31 protein-coding genes are annotated in these 20,164 nt (G+C 61.9%); all 31 read right to left on the bottom strand.

What is annotated here, in order from left to right; all coding sequences use genetic code 11:
* Positions 1-78 precede the first annotated feature (78 nt).
* A complete protein-coding gene (locus ACI5KX_RS07100) occupies positions 79-1,134 on the bottom strand; it encodes a DNA-directed RNA polymerase subunit alpha (RefSeq protein WP_406809972.1) in 1,056 nt (351 codons plus the stop codon).
* 116 nt (positions 1,135-1,250) lie between these two features.
* A complete protein-coding gene (gene rpsK / locus ACI5KX_RS07095) occupies positions 1,251-1,640 on the bottom strand; it encodes a 30S ribosomal protein S11 (RefSeq protein ID WP_007164597.1) in 390 nt (129 codons plus the stop codon).
* Positions 1,641-1,696: 56 nt separating this feature from the next.
* The gene (gene rpsM / locus ACI5KX_RS07090) at positions 1,697-2,065 is read right to left on the bottom strand and encodes a 30S ribosomal protein S13 (RefSeq protein ID WP_406809971.1); all 369 of its coding nucleotides are present in this window, start codon (positions 2,063-2,065) and stop codon (positions 1,697-1,699) included.
* Positions 2,066-2,403: 338 nt separating this feature from the next.
* Entirely contained in the window at positions 2,404-3,075 is a 672-nt protein-coding gene (locus ACI5KX_RS07085) for an SRPBCC family protein (protein ID WP_406809970.1), read from the bottom strand.
* Positions 3,076-3,140: 65 nt separating this feature from the next.
* A complete protein-coding gene (locus ACI5KX_RS07080; protein ID WP_406809969.1) occupies positions 3,141-3,785 on the bottom strand; it encodes an adenylate kinase in 645 nt (214 codons plus the stop codon).
* Between the two features lie 64 nt (positions 3,786-3,849).
* Positions 3,850-5,214, bottom strand: a complete 1,365-nt coding sequence (gene secY / locus ACI5KX_RS07075; protein WP_406809968.1) for a preprotein translocase subunit SecY — start codon at positions 5,212-5,214, stop codon at positions 3,850-3,852.
* Between the two features lie 172 nt (positions 5,215-5,386).
* Positions 5,387-5,890 (bottom strand): 50S ribosomal protein L15, encoded by a 504-nt coding sequence (gene rplO, locus ACI5KX_RS07070; protein WP_406809967.1) that lies wholly within the window; start codon positions 5,888-5,890, stop codon positions 5,387-5,389.
* Positions 5,891-5,928: 38 nt separating this feature from the next.
* Positions 5,929-6,159 (bottom strand): hypothetical protein, encoded by a 231-nt coding sequence (locus ACI5KX_RS07065; protein ID WP_406809966.1) that lies wholly within the window; start codon positions 6,157-6,159, stop codon positions 5,929-5,931.
* On the bottom strand, positions 6,160-6,345 hold the full coding sequence (gene rpmD, locus ACI5KX_RS07060; RefSeq protein WP_406809965.1) for a 50S ribosomal protein L30: 186 nt from the start codon (positions 6,343-6,345) through the stop codon (positions 6,160-6,162).
* A 6-nt stretch (positions 6,346-6,351) separates the two neighbouring features.
* On the bottom strand, positions 6,352-7,104 hold the full coding sequence (gene rpsE / locus ACI5KX_RS07055; protein ID WP_406811336.1) for a 30S ribosomal protein S5: 753 nt from the start codon (positions 7,102-7,104) through the stop codon (positions 6,352-6,354).
* Between the two features lie 101 nt (positions 7,105-7,205).
* Positions 7,206-7,550: a 50S ribosomal protein L18 gene (rplR, locus tag ACI5KX_RS07050; RefSeq protein ID WP_406809964.1), complete on the bottom strand. Its 345-nt coding sequence runs from the start codon at positions 7,548-7,550 to the stop codon at positions 7,206-7,208.
* A 1-nt stretch (position 7,551) separates the two neighbouring features.
* The gene (gene rplF / locus ACI5KX_RS07045; RefSeq protein ID WP_406809963.1) at positions 7,552-8,085 is read right to left on the bottom strand and encodes a 50S ribosomal protein L6; all 534 of its coding nucleotides are present in this window, start codon (positions 8,083-8,085) and stop codon (positions 7,552-7,554) included.
* A complete protein-coding gene (gene rpsH, locus ACI5KX_RS07040) occupies positions 8,085-8,480 on the bottom strand; it encodes a 30S ribosomal protein S8 (protein WP_406809962.1) in 396 nt (131 codons plus the stop codon). Before rpsH ends, rplF begins: the two co-directional genes overlap by 1 nt.
* A gap of 11 nt (positions 8,481-8,491) precedes the next feature.
* Entirely contained in the window at positions 8,492-8,797 is a 306-nt protein-coding gene (gene rpsN / locus ACI5KX_RS07035; protein WP_406809961.1) for a 30S ribosomal protein S14, read from the bottom strand.
* Positions 8,798-8,825: 28 nt separating this feature from the next.
* Positions 8,826-9,407, bottom strand: a complete 582-nt coding sequence (gene rplE / locus ACI5KX_RS07030) for a 50S ribosomal protein L5 (protein ID WP_406809960.1) — start codon at positions 9,405-9,407, stop codon at positions 8,826-8,828.
* Positions 9,400-9,720, bottom strand: a complete 321-nt coding sequence (gene rplX / locus ACI5KX_RS07025; RefSeq protein WP_406809959.1) for a 50S ribosomal protein L24 — start codon at positions 9,718-9,720, stop codon at positions 9,400-9,402. The genes rplE and rplX overlap by 8 nt, the downstream gene beginning before the upstream one ends.
* Position 9,721: 1 nt before the next feature.
* Positions 9,722-10,090, bottom strand: coding sequence for a 50S ribosomal protein L14 (gene rplN, locus ACI5KX_RS07020; protein ID WP_010411138.1), 369 nt, complete (start codon positions 10,088-10,090; stop codon positions 9,722-9,724).
* A 70-nt stretch (positions 10,091-10,160) separates the two neighbouring features.
* Complete coding sequence (gene rpsQ / locus ACI5KX_RS07015) at positions 10,161-10,463, bottom strand: 30S ribosomal protein S17 (protein WP_406809958.1); 303 nt, start codon at positions 10,461-10,463, stop codon at positions 10,161-10,163.
* Positions 10,464-10,473: 10 nt separating this feature from the next.
* Positions 10,474-10,683, bottom strand: a complete 210-nt coding sequence (rpmC, locus tag ACI5KX_RS07010; RefSeq protein ID WP_406809957.1) for a 50S ribosomal protein L29 — start codon at positions 10,681-10,683, stop codon at positions 10,474-10,476.
* Between the two features lie 4 nt (positions 10,684-10,687).
* A complete protein-coding gene (gene rplP, locus ACI5KX_RS07005) occupies positions 10,688-11,119 on the bottom strand; it encodes a 50S ribosomal protein L16 (protein WP_406809956.1) in 432 nt (143 codons plus the stop codon).
* An 11-nt stretch (positions 11,120-11,130) separates the two neighbouring features.
* On the bottom strand, positions 11,131-11,826 hold the full coding sequence (gene rpsC / locus ACI5KX_RS07000; RefSeq protein WP_406809955.1) for a 30S ribosomal protein S3: 696 nt from the start codon (positions 11,824-11,826) through the stop codon (positions 11,131-11,133).
* A gap of 1 nt (position 11,827) precedes the next feature.
* Positions 11,828-12,205 carry a 50S ribosomal protein L22 gene (rplV, locus tag ACI5KX_RS06995; RefSeq protein ID WP_406809954.1) on the bottom strand — a complete coding sequence of 126 codons (378 nt, stop codon included), beginning with the start codon at positions 12,203-12,205 and terminating at the stop codon, positions 11,828-11,830.
* A complete protein-coding gene (rpsS, locus tag ACI5KX_RS06990) occupies positions 12,205-12,480 on the bottom strand; it encodes a 30S ribosomal protein S19 (protein WP_406809953.1) in 276 nt (91 codons plus the stop codon). Before rpsS ends, rplV begins: the two co-directional genes overlap by 1 nt.
* 6 nt (positions 12,481-12,486) lie before the next feature.
* The gene (gene rplB / locus ACI5KX_RS06985; RefSeq protein ID WP_406809952.1) at positions 12,487-13,323 is read right to left on the bottom strand and encodes a 50S ribosomal protein L2; all 837 of its coding nucleotides are present in this window, start codon (positions 13,321-13,323) and stop codon (positions 12,487-12,489) included.
* An 8-nt stretch (positions 13,324-13,331) separates the two neighbouring features.
* Positions 13,332-13,640: a 50S ribosomal protein L23 gene (locus ACI5KX_RS06980; protein WP_406809951.1), complete on the bottom strand. Its 309-nt coding sequence runs from the start codon at positions 13,638-13,640 to the stop codon at positions 13,332-13,334.
* Entirely contained in the window at positions 13,633-14,256 is a 624-nt protein-coding gene (rplD, locus tag ACI5KX_RS06975; RefSeq protein ID WP_406809950.1) for a 50S ribosomal protein L4, read from the bottom strand. The genes ACI5KX_RS06980 and rplD overlap by 8 nt, the downstream gene beginning before the upstream one ends.
* Positions 14,257-14,259: 3 nt before the next feature.
* On the bottom strand, positions 14,260-15,090 hold the full coding sequence (gene rplC / locus ACI5KX_RS06970) for a 50S ribosomal protein L3 (RefSeq protein ID WP_406809949.1): 831 nt from the start codon (positions 15,088-15,090) through the stop codon (positions 14,260-14,262).
* Positions 15,091-15,345: 255 nt separating this feature from the next.
* Positions 15,346-15,657, bottom strand: coding sequence for a 30S ribosomal protein S10 (gene rpsJ, locus ACI5KX_RS06965; RefSeq protein ID WP_006831877.1), 312 nt, complete (start codon positions 15,655-15,657; stop codon positions 15,346-15,348).
* Between the two features lie 309 nt (positions 15,658-15,966).
* Positions 15,967-17,157, bottom strand: a complete 1,191-nt coding sequence (gene tuf / locus ACI5KX_RS06960) for an elongation factor Tu (protein ID WP_406809948.1) — start codon at positions 17,155-17,157, stop codon at positions 15,967-15,969.
* 93 nt (positions 17,158-17,250) lie between these two features.
* Positions 17,251-19,383: an elongation factor G gene (fusA, locus tag ACI5KX_RS06955; protein ID WP_406809947.1), complete on the bottom strand. Its 2,133-nt coding sequence runs from the start codon at positions 19,381-19,383 to the stop codon at positions 17,251-17,253.
* Between the two features lie 122 nt (positions 19,384-19,505).
* The gene (rpsG, locus tag ACI5KX_RS06950) at positions 19,506-19,976 is read right to left on the bottom strand and encodes a 30S ribosomal protein S7 (RefSeq protein WP_406809946.1); all 471 of its coding nucleotides are present in this window, start codon (positions 19,974-19,976) and stop codon (positions 19,506-19,508) included.
* Positions 19,977-20,164: the final 188 nt, after the last annotated feature.

Genomic DNA, 20,164 nt, shown 5'->3' with positions numbered 1-20,164 from the left:
TTTGCGAACTCCCGCGAAGGCGGGAGCCTCTTTCAGTCTCGCACGAGGTCCCCGCCTGCGCGGGGACTCACACGATCCTTAGCCCAGCAGCTCCTGTTCGAGCTTCTTGGCCATTTCCTCGATGTTCTCAGGCGGCCAGCCCGGGATGTCCATGCCGAGGCGCAGACCCATGGAGCTGAGCACTTCCTTGATCTCGTTGAGCGACTTGCGGCCGAAGTTCGGCGTGCGCAGCATCTCGGCTTCGGTCTTCTGGACCAGGTCGCCGATATAGATGATGTTGTCGTTCTTGAGGCAGTTGGCCGAACGCACCGACAGCTCGAGCTCGTCGACCTTCTTGAGCAGGTAACGGTTGAGCTGGTTGGCGTCGTCTTCCTGCGGCTGCGCGGCCTGACCGATCATGGCCGACTGCGGCTGCGGGATGCCGTCTTCGAAGTGGACGAACAGCGTCAGCTGGTCCTGGAGGATGCGCGCGGCATAGGCCACGGCGTCTTCCGGAGTGACGGTGCCGTCGGTTTCGATCGTCAGCGAGAGCTTGTCGTAGTCGAGCTCCTGTCCGACGCGGGCATTTTCGACCTTGTAGCTCACCTGGCGAACCGGCGAGTAGAGCGAGTCGACCGGGATCAACCCGATCGGTGCATCCACCGGACGGTTGGCGACGGCGGGCGAGTAGCCCTTGCCGACGTCCGCGGTGAGTTCCATGTTCAGCGTCGCGCCTTCATCGAGGTGGCACAGGACGAGGTCCTTGTTCATCACTTCGATGTCGCCGGTGACGGCGATGTCGCCGGCCTTAACTTCGGCCGGACCGGTCATGGAAAGCTGCAGGCGCTTGGGGCCTTCGCCTTCCATCTTGAGCGCGATCTGCTTCACGTTGAGGACGATGTCGGTCACATCCTCGCGCACACCGGCGAGCGAGGAGAACTCGTGCAGCACGTTCTCGATCTTGATCGACGTGATCGCAGCGCCCTGGAGCGAACTCAGGAGCACGCGGCGCAGTGCGTTGCCGAGAGTCAGGCCGAAGCCGCGCTCGAGCGGTTCGGCAACGAAAGTCGCCTTGCGCGCCTTGTCGCCGTTGTCCTTGATCTCGAGGGTGTTGGGTTTCTTGAGTTCCTGCCAGTTCTTCGTATTGACGGACATGGATTTCCCCTAATTCGCTTTGCAGCGGGTTTGAAATGTGGACGGACCGGGGCGCCGTGAAGCGCGTCCGGTCCGAGGAGGTCTCGGCGGCCCGAAAGCCGCCGGGCAGGTTCGGATCAGACGCGACGACGCTTGGATGGCCGGACCCCGTTGTGCGGGATCGGCGTCACATCGCGGATCGACGTGATGTTGAAGCCGACTGCGGCGAGACCGCGCAGCGCGCTCTCGCGGCCCGAGCCCGGGCCCTTCACTTCGACTTCGAGGGTACGCACACCGTGTTCGGCAGCCTTCTTGCCGGCATCGTCTGCGGCGACCTGCGCTGCATACGGAGTCGACTTGCGGCTGCCCTTGAAGCCCATCATACCCGCGCTGGACCAGCTTATCGCATTGCCCTGCGCATCGGTGATGGTGATCATGGTGTTGTTGAAGCTGGCGTTGATGTGCGCAACGCCGCTGGTGATGTTCTTTCTGTCGCGGCGCCTTACTTTGCCGGGTTCGCGTGCCATTTCTCGTATTCCTTTTGAATGCAGGTGAAGGAAAAAGCGTCAGGTAGGACCTGAGCTTACTTCTTCTTCCCGGCGATCGGCTTGGCCTTGCCCTTGCGGGTGCGGGCGTTGGTATGGGTGCGCTGGCCGCGAACGGGCAGCTGGTTGCGGTGACGCAGGCCACGATACGAACGCAGGTCCATCAGACGCTTGATGTTCATCGCGGTCTGGCGACGCAGGTCGCCTTCAACGCTGAATCCCTCGTCGATCGTCTCGCGGATACGCAGAACTTCCTCGTCGGTGAGGTCCTGCACGCGGCGCGAGTGATCGATGCCAAGCTTGTCGGCAATCTGGACGGCCGTGGTGCGACCGATCCCGTGAATGTAGGTGAGCGCGATAATAACGCGCTTGTTGGTGGGGATGTTTACCCCGGCAATACGAGCCACTTAATTCTCCATGCTCCACAGGGGTTTGGACAAGCTGCCCTGGCCCCTATCTCATCGCTCAATTCGAAATCGCCACGCCCTATCCGTATCAAACGGCAAAAGCCCGGTTGCGGCGCGCAAATAGCGGCCACGTCCCGGACTCGGTTCGCCACGGATCATCAGGCGTGTCGAATGAAGGCGCGCTTAGGGCGATTCTGCTTTCAGGTCAACCGCTAGTCGCGCACAATCGACCGAGCCGCCGATATGGGTGGCGGTCCGGTAGTTTCAAGAGCGTGATACACCCGATAGCCGGACCGGTCAAAATTCGCTCGCCATCGATGGTGGAAACGCGGAGTAGACTAACGACCGTCGCCGCTCAGATCGCCGAATGCTTCATCCACGCTCGGGCCCTCGGCTTCGGTCTCTTCCGGTTCCTCAGCCGTTTCGGGTTCCTCGGTTTCCTCCTTCTCGCCCTTCCCGTCGACCCGGCCCAACAATCTGGCGAGGCCATCGAGCTGCTGGCTCATCACTCCGTCGACCGCCTTGGATATCTCCGGGATCTCGTAGCGCATGCGCCCCCCGACATTGTATTCCCACACGATCCGCGTGCCTTCCTCGACTTCGCTGATCGCGATGGTGAGGATGCCGGTCACCGGCTCGCTTTGCAGCGGTCCCAGTCCGCCCGACATGCGCAGCGCGCTTTCGGGGTAGGCCTGGATCACGCGCATGTGTTCGACGCTGCCTTCGAGCGTGATGCGGTTCCGGTCCTCGGATTCGGGGATCTTTTCGCAAAAGCACCCGCCCGCTTGCGGGGTGAGCGTCATATTGCCCGCATCGCCCGACCAGGTGTGCGCATCGTTCCACCAGCCCGATGGCGTGATCAGCGCAAGCCACACTTCCTTGGGGGTCGCCTCGACGATCGCCTGATCGCGCGTAACGAAGCCGCTGTCGTCCTGCTCGGTGACTTCGGCCGCAAGCGGTGTGGCCGCGGCAAGCGCGGCGGTTGCTGCGGCGATGATGGAAAGACGCATGTCCCTGATCTCCTTTGGATCAGGGCTTAAGCGAAGCGGGCAGCGAACGAAAGCCCGCCTGCGCCTCAGGCGAGAATTGCGTCGATCGCGCTCGCGACTTCGTCGATCCCGGCCATGCCATCCACCCGGCTCACGATACCGCGTTCCTCATAACCCGGCAGGATCGGTGCGGTCTTGGCGCGGTATTCCTGCATGCGGGTGCGCACGGTTTCCTCGTTGTCGTCCGGGCGGCGCTTGAACTCGGTCGAGCCGCACACCTCGCACACACCCTCCTTGGCGGGCGGGTTGGCGGTATCGTGGTAGAGCGCGCCGCAATTGGCACAGCTGAAGCGGCCGGTGATCCGCTCGACCAGTGCATCGACATCGACTTCGAGCTCGATCACGTGGTCGAGGCTGCGGTCATGCTTGGCGAGAATGCGATCGAGATCGGCCGCCTGCGCGGCGGTGCGCGGATAGCCGTCGAAGATGGCGCCCTGCCCCGCTTTCATCTCGGCGAGATTCTCGTCGATCAGCGAGGAGACGATTTCGTCCGAAACCAGCTCGCCGCGATCCATCACGGCCTTGGCCTGAAGCCCGACCGGTGTCTGCGCCTTGACCGCGGCGCGCAGCATGTCGCCGGTCGAAAGCTGGCGCATGCCATGGCGTTCGACCAGTCCCGCGCTCTGAGTGCCTTTTCCAGCGCCCGGAGGGCCAAGCAGAATGATGTTCACGGAGAACCCCCTTGTAGCGCGGGGCTCCCCACCCCGCGTTCGAACAGTGAGCGAACGCTATGCGTTAACGCATGCGGCCTTTCAACTTCGCCTTCTTGATAAGATCGCCGTACTGGTGCGCCAGCAGGTGCGACTGGACCTGGCTCAGCGTATCGACCGTCACGTTGACAACGATCAGCAGGCTGGTGCCGCCGAGGAACAGCGGGATGCCGGTCTGGGCGATCATGTATTCGGGGATCACGCAGACCAGTGTCAGGTAGATCGCGCCGACCACGGTGATCCGGGTAAGGACGTATTCGAGATAATCGGCGGTGCGCTTGCCCGGACGGATGCCGGGAATGAAGCCGCCGCCCTTCTTCAGATCCTCGGCGCGCTCTTCGGGATTGAAGACCACCGCGGTGTAGAAGAAGGTGAAGAAGATGATGCCGAGCCCGTACAGCGTCATGTAGATCGGCTGACCGTGCGCGAGATACTGGTTGAGCGTCTGGATCACGCCGCCCATGCCCGAAGTCGGATCGAGCGAATTGGCCGAGAACTGGCTGATCGTGAGCGGCAGAAGCAGCAGCGAGCTCGCGAAGATCGGCGGGATAACACCGGCAGTGTTGAGCTTGAGCGGCAGGTACGAATTGTCCTGCTGCATCGGGCCGTTCTGCGTCGCGCGCTTGGGATACTTCACCAGCAGGCGGCGCTGCGCACGCTCGACGAAGGAAATCAGCAGGATCAGCACGACCACCATCACCACGAAGAAGATGATGATGCCGGGCGAGATCGAGCCGGTGCGGCCCCCTTCGAACAGGTTGCCCGCAAAGGTAGGGAACTGGGCGACGATGCCCGCCATGATGATCAGCGAGACGCCGTTGCCGATACCGCGCGAGGTGATCTGTTCACCCAGCCACAGCAGGAACATGGTGCCGCCGATCAGGCTGATGACCGCGCCGACGCGGAACATGTAGCCGGGTTCGACCACGGCTGCGATGCCGTTTTGCGCAGAGAAGCTTTCGAGGCCGGCAGCGAGGAAATATCCCTGGATCGCGCACAGGAAAACCGTGCCATAGCGGGTGTACTGGTTGAGTTTCTGCCGACCGGTTGCGCCTTCTTTCTTGAGCGCGGCCAGCGTGGGGTGCAACGCCGAGGCCATCTGCACCACGATCGACGCGGTAATATAGGGCATCACGCCGAGCGCGATGAGGCTCATGCGCTCAAGGCTGCCGCCCGAGAACGTGTTGAACAGTTCGAGCACCCCGCCCCGACCGAGGTCGGCGAGGTTCTGCAGCGCCGCCGGGTTTACGCCCGGGAGCGGCACGTAGCTCAGGAAACGGAAGACCACCAGCGCTCCGATGGTGAACCAGATGCGTTGGCGCAGCTCTGTTGCCTTGGCGAAATTGCCGAGGTTCAGGTTGCTTGCGATGCTGTCGGCGCGTGATGCCATTTGTATTGTCGATCCTAGCGTTAGGCCCTGCAACCGTAAGGCATTCGAGCCACCCGTTTTGCGATCTTCTGGCCTTTGAACCGGCCCCCACCGGACGCTGACCGATCGCGCTCAGGGGTAAATAGGGAGCGGGAGGCCCGTTGTCGAACCCCCCGCCCACGCTTTTCTCGTATTATTTCTTGGCGTCAGCCTTGGCGGCCTTCACTTCGAGATTGGTCGGAGCGGTCACTTCGACGCTGCCGCCTGCTTTCTCGACCGCGGCAATCGCGCCCTTGGTCGCGCCGGTGACGACAAACTTGGCCTTGGCCTTGATCTCGCCCTTGCCGAGCAGGCGGACACCGTCCTTGCCACCGCGCACGAGGCCGGCCTCGCGCAGCGCTTCTTCGGTGATGTCCTTCTTGCCGTCGAGCTTCTTGGCGTCGATGAACTTCTGCACCATGCCGATGTTCACTTCGGCATAGTCCTTGCCGAACGGGTTGTTGAACCCGCGCTTCGGCAGGCGCATGTGAAGCGGCATCTGGCCGCCTTCGAAGCCCTTGATCGAAACGCCCGAACGGCTCTTCTGGCCCTTCTGGCCGCGTGCGGCGGTCTTGCCCTTGCCCGAGCCGATACCACGGCCGACGCGCATGCGCCCCTTGCGGGCGCCTTCGTTGTCACGGATGTCGTTGAGTTTCATAATGTGCACTCGCTTTCGCTTTTGTTCGCGCTTTTGGTTTACTGACCTAGGTATGACCGAAGGTCAGCACGTTGCATATCTCCATACCGAGTATCTTTTTGCCGGACGTCAAAATCATCAATGTAATGATAGATCTGATCCGGTGGATCCTCAGCTTCGCCAGCTACGATAGCTCGCACCAGCTCTAGAGATTTTTTTTCAACCGCACTCCAATCGCCCTCCTCCTCCAACCGGAGAATTTCTCGGAGGGCGATCTTCGTGTCGATCAATTAGTCGACCACTTCGACCAGATGCGGGATCTTGGCGATCGCGCCGCGAACTTCAGGAGTATCCTGACGCTCGACGACCTTGTGCATCTTGTTGAGCCCAAGACCGATCAGGATCTTGCGCTGGCTTTCGGGACGACGGATCGGCGAACCGACCTGTTTGATCTTGATGGTTTTTGCAGCAGCCATCTCGAATTACTCCACCACTGCCGCAGCGTCGGCTTCCGCCTCGGCTGCGCTCGCGCCGCCCCGACCCAGGAGGTCGGCAACCTTCTTGCCGCGACGCTGGGCGACGGACTTCGGCGAAGTCTGGTCCAGCAGCGCGTCGAAGGTGGCGCGGATCATGTTATAGGGGTTCGAGGTGCCGACCGACTTGGTCACCACGTCGGCAACGCCGAGGCTCTCGAACACGGCACGCATCGGACCACCGGCGATGATGCCGGTACCCGGAGGCGCGGTGCGGACGGTGACCTTGCCGGCACCGAAACGGCCGTTGCCGTCATGGTGCAACGTGCGGCCTTCCTTGAGCGGGACGCGGATCATCTTCTTGCGCGCAGCCGCGGTCGCCTTGGTGATGGCTTCCGGCACTTCGCGGGCCTTGCCGTGGCCGAAGCCGACGCGGCCTTGCCCGTCACCGACAACGACGAGTGCGGCAAAGCCGAAGCGCTTACCACCCTTCACCGTCTTGGAGACGCGGTTGATGTGCACCAGCTTTTCGATGATGCCGTCATCTTCTTCCTCGCGACGACCGCCGCGGCGATTGTCACGGCCACCGCGGCCACGGCCACGATCGTTGCCACCACGACCGCGCCCGCGCTGCTGCTTGGGCTGTTCGGTCGGCTGGGCCGAGGGTTCCTGAGCGGCGGACTGGTTGTCGGCAGCTTCCGAAGGCGTTTCGGCAACGGCAGGGGTTGCCTGCTCGGCAGCGGCGTCGGTGCCCTCGGGCATGTTCGCAGCAGCCTTGGCAGCCTGCACTTCCAGCGTCTCGGTCACTTCCGGAGCGCCTTCGGCCTTCTGGTTTTCTTCTGGTTTCTTTTCGTCAGCCATTCTTAGAACTCCAGCCCGCCATCGCGAGCGGCATCGGCCAGCGCCTTGACGCGGCCATGAAACAGGAACCCGCCGCGATCGAACACGACAGTGGTCACGCCGGCTTTCTTGGCGGCGGCGGCGATATCCTTGCCGACCTGCGCGGCGGCATCGACGTTCGCACCCGATGTCTTCGCACCGAGCGTCGAAGCGGCGGCAACGGTCTTGCCGGCGGCATCGTCGATGATCTGCGCGTAGATGTGCTTGCCGGTGCGGTGCACCGACAGGCGCGGCTTGTCGCCGGCACGAGCGCGGAGCGCAGTGCGGACACGGCGACGGCGACGTTCAAAGAGAGAGAGCTTTGCCATCTTACTTCTTCTTCCCTTCCTTGCGGAAGACATACTCGCCGCGATACTTGATGCCCTTTCCCTTGTAGGGTTCGGGCTTGCGCCAGCGGCGGATTTCGGCGGCAAACTGGCCGACGGCCTGCTTGTCGATGCCGGAGATCTCGACCGTGGTCTGATCGGGCGTCTTGACTTCGATACCTTCGGGCACGTCGAGATCGACGTCGTGGCTGAAACCGAGCTGCAGCTTGAGCTTCTTGCCCTGCGCCTGCGCACGATAGCCGACACCGGAAATCTCGAGCGTCTTGCTGAAGCCTTCGGTCACACCTTCGACGAGGTTCGACACCAGCGTGCGCTGCATGCCCCAGTAGGAGCGCGCCTGCTTGCTGTCATTGGCCGGGTTTACCTGGATTTCCTCGCCTTCGACCTTGTAGTCGATGAGGTCGGAAAGGCCCATCGAAAGGGTGCCCTTGGGACCCTTTACGCTCAGCGTGCCGTTATCGATCGTCGCGGTGACCCCACCGGGGATCGGGACCGCCTTCTTACCAATGCGGCTCATCAGAAGACCTCCGCAAGCACTTCGCCGCCGACGTTCTCGGTGCGCGCTTCGGCGTCCGAAAGCACACCCTTGGGGGTCGAGACGATGGTGATGCCAAGGCCGTTGCGGACAGTCGGAAGTTCCTTCGAACCCGAATAGATCCGGCGGCCAGGCTTGGAAACGCGGGCGACGTGCTTGATAGCCGGTTCGCCTTCGAAATACTTCAGTTCGATCCGCAGCGCCTTGTGCTTGCCGGTCTCGTCTTCGCTGTAGCCACGGATGTAGCCTTCGCGCTGAAGCACTTCGAGAACGTTTGCACGCAGCTTGGAAGCCGGCGACAGGACGGAGTCCTTCTTCGCCTGCTGGCCGTTGCGGATGCGGGTGAGCATATCACCCAGAGGATCGGTCATTGCCATGTTCTATGTCCTCACCAGCTCGACTTCGTCAGGCCGGGGATCATGCCCCGGTTGCCGAGTTGACGCAGTTCAATGCGGTTGATGCCGAACTTGCGGTAATAGCCGCGCGGGCGGCCGGTGGTGGCGCAGCGATTGCGTACGCGGGTCGGATTCGCATTGCGCGGAATCTCGGCCATCTTGAGCCGGGCGAGCAGACGCTCGTTCTCGTCAAGGCTCTCGTCATTCGCGATCGCCTTCAGCTTCTCGTACTTCGCTGCGTACTTCTTGACGAGCTTCTTGCGACGCTCGTTTTTGTTGATGGAACTCAGTTTCGCCATTGGACTTAAGCTCTCTTCCTTTTCCGGCTCACGCCGCTTCTTTCTCTTGTGCCTTGGCTTCGCCCTGGAACGGGAAGCCGAACAGACGGAGCAGCTCGCGCGCTTCTTCGTCGGTCTTGGCGGTGGTGGTGACGATAATATCCATACCGCGCACCTTCTCGATCTTGTCGTAGCTGATCTCGGGGAACACGATCTGTTCCTTGAGACCCATCGCGTAGTTGCCACGGCCGTCGAACGACTTTGCGTTCACACCGCGGAAGTCGCGGATGCGGGGCATTGCGATCGTCACGAGGCGGTCGAGGAATTCGTACATGCGATCGCGGCGCAGGGTGACCTTGCAACCGATCGGCATGCCTTCGCGCAGCTTGAACTGTGCGATCGACTTCTTCGCCTTGGTGATGACCGGCTTCTGGCCGGCGATCAGTGCCATTTCCTCGGCAGCGGTCTGGACCTTCTTCTTGTCCTGGCTCGCTTCGCCCACACCCATGTTGAGCGTGATCTTTTCGAGACGCGGAACTTCGAGGCGATTCTTGTAACCGAACTTCTCGGTCATCGCCTTGACGATTGTCTCGTCATACTCGGCCTTTTTGCGAGGCGTGTAATCAGCCATCGATGGTCTCCCCACTCTTCACGGCAACGCGCACCTTCTTGCCGTCCTTCTCTTCGAAACGGACGCGGGTGGGCGAGCCATCCTTGGGATCGGCCACAGCAACCTTCGAGATGTGCATCGGAGCCGGGAAACGGTCGATGCCACCCTGCGGGTTCTGCTGGCTCGGCTTGCGGTGACGGGCGACGACGTTGATGCCTTCGACAACGATCTTGCCTTCCTTCGGCATGACCTGCTGGACGGTGCCGGTGCGGCCCTTGTCCTTGCCCGAAAGCACGACGACGCTGTCGCCCTTCTTGATCTTAGCGGATGCCATCTTAGAGCACCTCCGGAGCGAGGCTGATGATCTTCATGAAGCCGCGGCCGCGCAGTTCGCGCACCACCGGGCCAAAGATACGGGTGCCGATCGGCTCCTCGCTCTTGTTCACGAGGACAGCAGCATTGCTGTCAAAACGGATCACGCTGCCATCGGGACGGCGAACGTCCTTCTTGGTGCGCACGATCACCGCACGGTGAACGTCGCCCTTTTTGACCTTTGCACGCGGCTGGGCTTCCTTCACGGAAACCACGATCACGTCGCCAACGGAGGCAAACCGGCGCTTCGAGCCGCCCAGCACCTTGATGCACTGGACGCGCTTGGCGCCGCTATTGTCCGCGACGTCGAGATTGGATTGCATCTGGATCATCGATCCGGTTCCTTCTCTTGGCTTGCCGAGACACCCGATACTGACCGGGGCAAGGCAGTTCCTACGTCAATTACTCTGCGCCGCCCGGGATGGCCTCGGCCACGTCCAGATCGGCTTCGATCGCCTGCGTTCCGCCCGCAACAACCCGGTCCTTCACGGCCCAGGTCTTGGTCTTGGAGATCGGTTTGGTCTCCTCGATGCGGACGATATCGCCCAGCGTGTATTCGTTCTTCTCGTCGTGAGCGTGATACTTCTTCGAACGACGGATGATCTTCCCGTAGAGCGGGTGCTTCACCTTGCGTTCGACCAGCACGGTCACGGTTTTGTCGGTCTTGTCGGAGGTGACAGTCCCGATCAGGATACGTTTCGGCATTGTCTGCTCCTTACGCCTTGGCCGCTGCGGTCGCAGCGCGCTCGTTCTGCAGCGTCTTGATCTGGGCGATCGCGCGACGCACTTCGCGGATCCGCGAAGGCTTCTCGAGCTGGTTGGTCGCAGCCTGGAAGCGCAGGTTGAACTGCTCGCGCTTGAGCTCGGTCAATTCCGCGCTCAGCTGATCGTCAGTCTTGGTGCGAAGATCTTCGATATCGGCCATCTTCCTAACCCTTCAGGTGCGATTCATCGCCAAACCGGGCGACGACTTTGGTCTTGATCGGCAGCTTCATGGCTGCGCGTTCGAATGCGAGCGCCGCGAGCGGGCCCGGAACGCCATCGAGTTCGAACAGGATGCGGCCCGGCTTGACGCGCGCTGCCCAGTATTCGACCGAACCCTTGCCCTTACCCTGACGAACTTCGGCAGGCTTCTTGGACACGGGGACGTCCGGGAAGACGCGGATCCAGAGGCGGCCCTGACGCTTCATGGCGCGGGTGATGGCACGACGCGCGGCTTCGATCTGGCGAGCGGTGATCCGCTCCGGTTCGAGAGCCTTGAGACCGTAGGAGCCGAAGTTCAGCGTGGTGCCGCCCTTGGCTTCGCCCTTGATCCTGCCCTTGAAGGCCTTGCGATACTTGGTTTTTTTCGGTTGCAGCATGGTTCTCTACCTCAACGTGCCGGACGGACGCCGGACGTCTGTGCTTCCATCATCAGGCGATCCTGTGCGGTCGGATCGTGAGCGAGGATCTCGCCCTTGAAGATCCAGACCTTGATGCCGATGATGCCGTAAGCGGTCAGTGCCTCGGTTTCAGCGTAATCGATGTTGGCGCGCAGGGTGTGCAGCGGCACACGGCCTTCGCGATACCATTCGACGCGGGCGATTTCCGCACCGCCGAGACGGCCCCCGCAAACGATCTTGATGCCTTCGGCACCCAGACGCAGCGCGGACTGCACGGCGCGCTTCATCGCGCGGCGGAAAGCGACACGGCGGACCAGCTGGTCGGCGATGCCCTGGGCGACGAGCTTGGCGTCGATTTCCGGCTTGCGGATTTCGACGATGTTCAGCTTCACTTCGCTTTCGGTCATCGACGCAAGCTTGGTGCGCAGCTTTTCGATATCTGCGCCCTTCTTGCCGATGATGACACCCGGACGAGCCGCGTAGATCGAAATGCGGCACAGCTTGGCCGGGCGCTCGATCACGACCTTCGAAATCGCTGCCTGCGGCAGGTTTTCGACGATGTACTTGCGGATCTTGATATCCTCGGCCAGCAGCGCGGCATAATCACGCCCTTCGGCGTACCAGCGGCTGTCCCAAGTGCGGTTGATCTGCAGGCGCAGACCGATCGGATTGCTCTTCTGACCCATCTTACGCGTCCTCGCTTTCACGCACCACGATCCGCAGCCGGCTGAACGGCTTGAGGATGCGGGTCGACTTGCCGCGACCGCGCGTGTGGAAACGCTTCATGGTGATCGACTTGCCGACCGAGGCTTCCGCCACGACGAGCGCGTCGACATCCAGGTTGTGGTTGTTTTCCGCGTTGGCGATCGCCGAAGCGAGCACCTTGCTGGCGTCTTTCGCCATCGCCTTCTTGGAGAAAGCGAGGATGTTCATGGCCTCTTCGGCCTTCTTGCCGCGGATCAGCTCGGCAACGAGGTTGAGCTTCTGCGCCGAACCACGGATCGTGGTGCCGACGGCCAGCGCCTCATTGTCAGCAACGCGGCGGGGTGCCTTTGCCTTGCCCATTATCGCTTGCCCTTCTTGTCGGAGGCGTGACCCGGGAAGTTGCGCGTGGGCGCAAATTCACCAAGCTTGTGGCCGACCATTTCTTCCGAAACCGAGACGGGGATGAACTTCTGTCCGTTGTAGACATTGAAGGTCAGCCCGACGAACTGCGGGAGGATGGTGGAGCGCCGCGACCAGGTCTTGATCGGCTTGGCGTTGCCAGCTTCCTGTGCGTCCTCTGCCTTCTTCAGCAGGCTGAGCTCGACAAACGGACCTTTCCAGACGGAACGTGCCATGTCGGATTACCTCTTCTTCTTCGCGTGGCGCGAACGGATGATCATCTTGTCCGTCTGCTTGTTGTTGCGGGTACGGGCGCCCTTGGTCGGCTTGCCCCACGGAGTAACCGGGTGACGGCCACCGCTGGTGCGGCCTTCACCACCACCGTGCGGGTGATCGACCGGGTTCTTTGCGACGCCGCGAGTAAGCGGACGACGGCCCTTCCAGCGGGTGCGACCGGCCTTGCCGAAATTCTGGTTCTGGTTGTCAGGGTTCGAAACCGCGCCAACCGTACCCATGCAATCGGCGCGCAGGTAACGCTGCTCGCCCGAGTTGAGACGCACGATGACCATGCCGCGGTCGCGACCGACCAGTTGGACGTATGCGCCTGCCGAACGGGCGATCTGGCCGCCCTTGCCCGGCTTCATCTCGACGTTGTGGCAGATCGTGCCGACCGGCATCTGGCCCAGAAGCATGGCGTTGCCCGGCTTCGTATCGACCTTTTCGCCCGCGACCACCGTGTCGCCGACAGCGAGACGCTGCGGGCACAGGATGTAGGCGAGTTCGCCGTCCTCATACTTGATGAGAGCGATGAACGCGGTGCGGTTGGGGTCGTACTCGATCCGCTCGACGGTCGCGGGGACATCCCACTTGCGACGCTTGAAGTCGATGAAGCGATACTTCTGCTTGTGACCGCCGGCGATACCGCGCGAGGTCACGTGACCCTTGTTGTTCCGGCCGCCGGTCTTGCGCTTGCCTTCCGTCAACGACTTCACCGGGCCGCCCTTGTGGAGGCCCGACTTGTCTACGAGGATGAGGCCGCGGCGTGCGGGGCTCGTCGGTTTATAGTTCTTGAGTGCCATGATCCGCCTCAGATACCGCTGGTGATGTCGATCATCTCGCCTTCAGCGAGCGTCACGACAGCCTTTTTGAAATCCGAGCGCTTATAGGGCTTGCCCTTCCAGCGCTTGGTCTTGCCCTTGGTGAGAATGGTGTTCACCTTGACGACCTTCTTTTCGTAGATCGCCTCGACCGCTTCCTTGATCTGCGGCTTGGTTGCATCATTCGCCACCTTGAAGACCACCGCGTTGTTCTCCGAAGCCAGAGTCGACTTTTCGGTGATGTGCGGGGCCAGGATCACGTCGTAGTGACGGGCATCAACGTTCTGCTTCTTAGCCATTGAAGCGCGCCTCCAGTTTGGCGACAGCGTCCTTGGTCAGGACCAGCGTGTCGTGGTTGAGAATGTCGTAGACGTTCGCACCGGCTGCCGGGAGGACGTTCACGCCCTTGAGGTTGCCTGCGGCCTTCTTGAAGCCCGCGTCCACGGTTTCGCCGTCGATCACCAGGACCTTGCCCGCAAAGCCGTGCTTGTCGAAGTGACCCTTGAGCGCCTTGGTCTTGGCGTCCTTCAGCGACAGGCTGTCGACGACCACCAGGCCGTCCTTGGCCTTGCTCGAAAGCGCCATCTTCAGGCCGAGTGCGCGAACCTTCTTGTTCAGCGACTGGTTGAAATCGCGCTTGCGAGCGCCGTGCGCCTTGCCGCCACCGATAAAGATCGGAGCGCCGCGATCGCCGTGGCGAGCGTTGCCCGAACCTTTCTGGCGGCCGTACTTCGCACCCGTGCGCGCAACATCCGAACGCTCGCGCGTCGGGCGTGCGGTGGCACGGCGGTTTTCGAGCTGCCAGGTGACAACCCGGTGCAGGATGTCGGCGCGCGGCTCGACACCGAAGACGGCATCGTTCAGTTCGATGTCGCCCGACGCCTTGCCGTCGATTTTCTGGACCTTCACCTTCATGGCTTAGTCTTCCTTCTTCTCGTCGGCCGCGGGAGCATCGGCTTCCGGGGCTTCAGCTGCAGGCGCCTCTGCTTCGGGAGCAGGCGTTTCGGCAGCTTCGACTGCGGTTTCTTCAACCGGAGCTTCAGCAGCGGGCTCTTCGGTCTGCGGAGCGGCGGTGTCGACGATCGCTGCCGGGAACGGCAGGTCGTCGGCTGCAGCAAGCTTCACAGCGTCGGAGACCAGCAACCAGCCATTCTTCGAGCCAGGGACCGAACCCTTGACGAAGATGAGGCCGCGATCCGCATCGGTGCGAACCACTTCGAGGTTCTGCTGCGTACGCTGGCGATCACCCATGTGACCGGCCATCTTCTTGCCTTTGAACACGCGGCCCGGATCCTGGCGGTTGCCGGTCGAACCGTGCGAGCGGTGCGAGATCGAAACGCCGTGGGTCGCGCGCAGACCGCCGAAGCCCCAACGCTTCATCGCCCCGGCAAAACCCTTACCCTGGGTGTGACCGGTGATGTCGACCTTCTGGCCGGCGACGAAGTGATCGGCGCTGATCATCGCACCGACGGGCGGCAGGCCCTCTTCGCTTTCGACACGGAATTCGGCGACGCGCTTCTTCAGCCCGACACCGGCCTTGCCGAAATGTTCACGCTGCGGCTTCGCCACGTTTTTCTGTTTTGCTTCGCCTGCACCGAGCTGGACAGCGAAATAACCGTCCTTGTCAGCGGTGCGGTGCGAGACGACCTGGCAATCTTCCAGAGCGAGCACGGTAACGGGCACGTGCCGTCCGTCCTCCTGGAAGAGGCGGGTCATCCCAACCTTCTTTGCGATCACGCCAGTGCGCATCGTCTAAACTCCTACACAGAGGCATACGAAGACCATCCCCGCATGCTTGCCAGCCCAAATTGTCATGCATCGCCCCGTCCGGGCTGAGTGCCGCCCTGCCCCATGGACAGTTTGGCGAGACGGGGGACGCAGCCCGGATCATGTCCGGCGGTATCCCAATGTCTTGCCGATCGGTTTCCGATCGGCGGGGCCGTTGGAGCCCCTGAAATTCTCCGACACGTTTAAGGTCCGTCGGAAGGACCGGTCGAACCTGGCTTAGGCCAGTTTGATTTCGACGTTCACGCCCGCAGCGAGGTCCAGCTTCATCAGCGCGTCGACCGTCTGGGCGTTGGGCTGCACGATGTCGAGCAGCCGCTTGTAAGTGCGCACCTCGAACTGCTCGCGCGACTTCTTGTCGATGTGCGGGCCGCGGTTCACGGTGAACTTCTCGATGCGCGTCGGCATGGGAATGGGACCACGAATAAGGGCACCCGTACGACGCGCGGTGTCTGCGATTTCGCCAGTAGCCTGGTCGAGAACGCGATGGTCGAACGCCTTGAGGCGAATACGGATATTCTGTGCTTCCATTTCCTACACCGATGCGAAAGAGCCAAAGAGCTGTTGCCAACTCTCAAAAACAAAAGGCCGGCCCCGCTTCGGTATCCCTTCCGCGGGCGGCCCATCAAATTTCGTTACAACGGAAACGAATCTCCGTCGAAGTTGGCGCGCGTATATCGGGCGAGTGGGATTCTGGCAACCCCGAACCCGCCGAAAAATGCGCGAACCGTGCGATGGCTGCGATGCGCAATCGGCAAAACAGCTCCCGCATAAATTGGGGCCCGGCTCTCATTTGAGAACCGGGCCCCGAATTTGTCGCGCCTCAAGCGAGGCAGCGGCTTACTTGGTGATCTTCGAAACCACGCCCGAGCCGACCGTACGGCCGCCTTCGCGGATTGCGAAACGCAGACCTTCGTCCATGGCGATCGGTGCGATCAGCTTGACGTTGATCGTCACGTTGTCGCCCGGCATCACCATCTCGGTGCCTTCCGGCAGGATCACTTCGCCGGTCACGTCGGTGGTGCGGAAGTAGAACTGCGGACGGTAGTTGGCGAAGAACGGCGTGTGACGGCCGCCTTCGTCCTTCGACAGGACGTAGACTTCTGCGCTGAACTCGGTGTGCGGCGTAACCGAACCCGGCTTCGCGAGAACCTGGCCACGCTCCACATCTTCACGGCCGATACCGCGGATCAGGGCACCGATGTTGTCGCCGGCTTCACCGCGATCAAGCAGCTTGCGGAACATTTCGACGCCGGTCACGGTCGTCTTGGTGGTGTCCTTGATGCCGACGATTTCGACTTCGTCGCCAACGTTCACGACGCCGGTTTCGACACGGCCGGTCACAACCGTACCGCGACCCGAGATCGAGAACACGTCTTCGATCGGCATCAGGAAGTCCTTGTCGACCGGACGGTCGGGCTGCGGGATGTGCTCGTCGACAGCCTTCATCAGTTCGATGATCGAGTTCTTGCCGATTTCGTCGTCGCGACCTTCGAGAGCGGCCAGAGCCGAACCCTTGATGATCGGAATGTTGTCGCCGTCGAAATCGTAGCTCGAAAGCAGTTCACGGACTTCCAGTTCGACGAGTTCGAGGATTTCCTCGTCATCGACCTGGTCGACCTTGTTCATGTACACGACCAGAGCCGGAACGCCGACCTGACGGGCAAGCAGGATGTGCTCGCGGGTCTGCGGCATCGGGCCGTCGGCTGCGTTCACGACCAGGATAGCGCCGTCCATCTGGGCAGCACCGGTGATCATGTTCTTCACGTAGTCGGCGTGCCCCGGGCAGTCGACGTGTGCATAGTGACGCGCTTCGGTTTCGTACTCGACGTGTGCGGTCGAGATGGTGATGCCGCGCTCGCGCTCTTCGGGAGCCTTGTCGATGTTGGCGAAATCGACGGCTGCGCCGCCGTAGGTTTCAGCCATCACCTTGGTGATTGCCGCAGTCAGCGTGGTCTTGCCGTGGTCGACGTGACCGATGGTGCCGATGTTGCAGTGCGGCTTATTGCGCTCGAATTTTTCCTTAGCCATTTTACCAAATAACCTCTGAGTTGAAATTGAATCTGTGCGGGACGAGGACGGCACCCGCTGAATCAGGCGCCGCCCCTAGACCGTGTCGCCTGCTTACGCAAGCTTCTCCTTGACTTCCTGCGCGACATTCGCCGGCACTTCGTCGTAGTGGCTGAACTGCATCGTGTACTGGGCGCGGCCCTGAGTGAACGAACGCAGCTCGTTGACGTAGCCGAACATGTTGGCCAGCGGCACGAATGCCTCGACCGCCTGGGCGTTGCCGCGGCTGTCCGTACCCTGGATCTGGCCGCGACGGCTGTTGAGGTCGCCGATAACGTCACCGAGGTAATCCTCGGGGGTCACCACTTCAACCTTCATCACCGGCTCGAGCAGCTTGATCCCGGCCTTCTGCGCGGCTTCGCGCATCGCACCGCGACCGGTAATCTCGAACGCAACCGTGCTCGAGTCGACGTCGTGGTACTTGCCGTCGATCAGGCGGATCGTGAAGTCGATGATCGGGAAGCCGATCAGGTGACCGCTTTCGGCCTGCTCGCGCATGCCCTTCTCGACCGACGGGATGTATTCGCGCGGAATGTTACCGCCCTTGATCTCGTCTTCGAAGATGATGCCCTGGCCGCGTTCACCCGGCGTGACGACGACCTTGGCTTCACCGAACTGGCCCGAACCACCCGACTGCTTCTTGTGGGTGTAGGTCAGCTCGACTTCCTTGGCGAGCGCTTCACGGTAAGCAACCTGCGGCGCACCGACATTCGCTTCGACCTTGAATTCGCGCTTCATGCGATCGACGAGAATGTCGAGGTGAAGCTCGCCCATGCCCTTGATGATCGTCTGGCCGCTTTCGTGGTCGGTCGATACACGGAAGGAAGGGTCCTCGGCAGCCAGGCGGTTGAGCGCGACGCCCATCTTTTCCTGGTCGGCCTTGGTCTTCGGCTCCACCGAGAGCTCGATAACCGGATCGGGGAATTCCATCCGCTCGAGGATGATCGGCTTGGACGGATCGCACAGCGTATCGCCGGTCGTGGTTTCCTTCAGACCTGCAATCGCAACGATGTCGCCCGCGAATGCCTCTTCGATGTCCTCGCGGTTGTTCGAGTGCATCAGCAGCATCCGGCCGATCTTTTCCTTCTTGTCCTTCACCGAGTTCAGGACCGAGCCCTTGGAGAGCTTGCCCGAATAGATGCGGGTGAAGGTCAGCGAGCCGACGAACGGGTCGTTCATGATCTTGAACGCCAGCGCAGCGAACGGCGCATCATCGGACGACGGACGCGTGTCTTCCTCGTCGCTGTCGGGCAGCACGCCCTTGATCGCCGGAACGTCGAGCGGGCTCGGCATGTAGTCGACGACAGCATCGAGCAGCGGCTGGACGCCCTTGTTCTTGAACGCCGAACCGCACAGCACCGGAACGAAGGCGCGCGCCATCGTGCCCTTGCGGATCAGCTTCTTGAGCGTCGCCGCATCGGGTTCGTTGCCTTCGAGGTATTCCATCATGACATCGTCGTCCTGTTCGACGGCGGTCTCGATGAGCTTCTCGCGGTATTCGGCAGCCTTGTCCTTCAGATTGTCAGGGATTTCGACGAACTCGTATTTCGCACCGAGGTCTTCGGCCTGCCACACGATGCCGCGGTTGTTGACGAGGTCGACAACACCCTGGAGGTCGCTTTCCGCGCCGATCGGGAGATACAGCACCAGCGGGGTCGCGCCGAGACGATCGATGATCGACTGCACGCAGTAATAGAAGTCGGCACCGGTGCGGTCGAGCTTGTTGATGAAGCACATCCGCGGGACTTTGTACTTGTCGGCCTGGCGCCAGACGGTTTCGGACTGCGGTTCCACACCGGCCACACCGTCGAACACCGCGACCGCACCGTCGAGCACGCGCAGCGAACGCTCGACTTCGATGGTGAAGTCGACGTGGCCGGGGGTGTCGATGATGTTGATGCGGTGCTTGGGCATGTCCGCACGCAGCGCTTCGGGGTCCGACATCGGATCCTTGGTCGGGTCCTCTGCGGTCCAGAAGGTCGTGGTGGCAGCCGAGGTGATCGTGATGCCACGCTCCTGCTCCTGCTCCATCCAGTCCATCGTCGCGGCACCATCGTGCACTTCGCCGATCTTGTAGGACTTGCCGGTGTAGTAGAGGATACGCTCGGTCGTGGTGGTCTTGCCGGCATCGATGTGAGCCATGATGCCGATATTGCGATAGCGCTCCAGCGGATAATCGCGGGCCATAGTGGTTTCCTTAAAGGTCTTGCGGGGGCCGCCGTCTCAAAGCGGATCGGCCCCCATATAGTGACGATTGTGACAGCGGAAAGACGTCAGGAGCTCTGGGCCTCCCACTGCTCCACAACCTGTTACCAGCGGTAGTGCGAGAAGGCGCGGTTCGCGTCCGCCATGCGGTGCGTGTCCTCGCGCTTCTTCACGGCGTTCCCGCGGTTGTTGGCGGCATCCATGAGCTCGCCCGAAAGGCGCGCCGACATGGTGGTTTCCGGACGACCGCGCGCAGCGGTGATCAGCCAGCGGATCGCCAGCGCCTGGGCACGCTCGGGGCGAACCTCGACCGGCACCTGGTAGGTCGCACCACCGACACGGCGGCTGCGCACTTCGACCTGCGGCTTGATGTTGTTGAGCGCATCGTGGAACACCTGCACCGGATCGGTCTTGGCCTTGGCCTCGACGGTGTCGAGCGCGCCATAGACGATCTTCTCGGCGACGGCCTTCTTGCCGTCCAGCATCAGGTTGTTCATGAACTTCGACAGGACCTGATCGCCGAACTTGGGATCAGGCAGGATCTCCCGCTTGGGCGGTTGACGACGACGTGACATATTTCTTAACTCCTTCGGAGTGCGCCCCGACCTCCGTCGGGGCTTGGGTGCCTTGCCAGCCCTCTCCCCCGCCCTTCCGCCCTTGAGGATAATTTCCGGGTGGAAGGGCGGGGGAGAGGGCCGGTGCCGATCGAGGGGCGGACGGATGTCCGGCCCGCACACGACAAAAACTCAGGCCGCCCTGCGAA

The sequence above is a fragment of the Erythrobacter sp. GH1-10 genome, assembly GCF_045363165.1.
In the GTDB taxonomy this organism is placed as follows: Bacteria; Pseudomonadota; Alphaproteobacteria; order Sphingomonadales; family Sphingomonadaceae; genus Erythrobacter.
The sequence above is the reverse complement of the archived record's forward strand: the minus strand, read 5'-3'. Positions and strand labels throughout refer to the sequence as shown.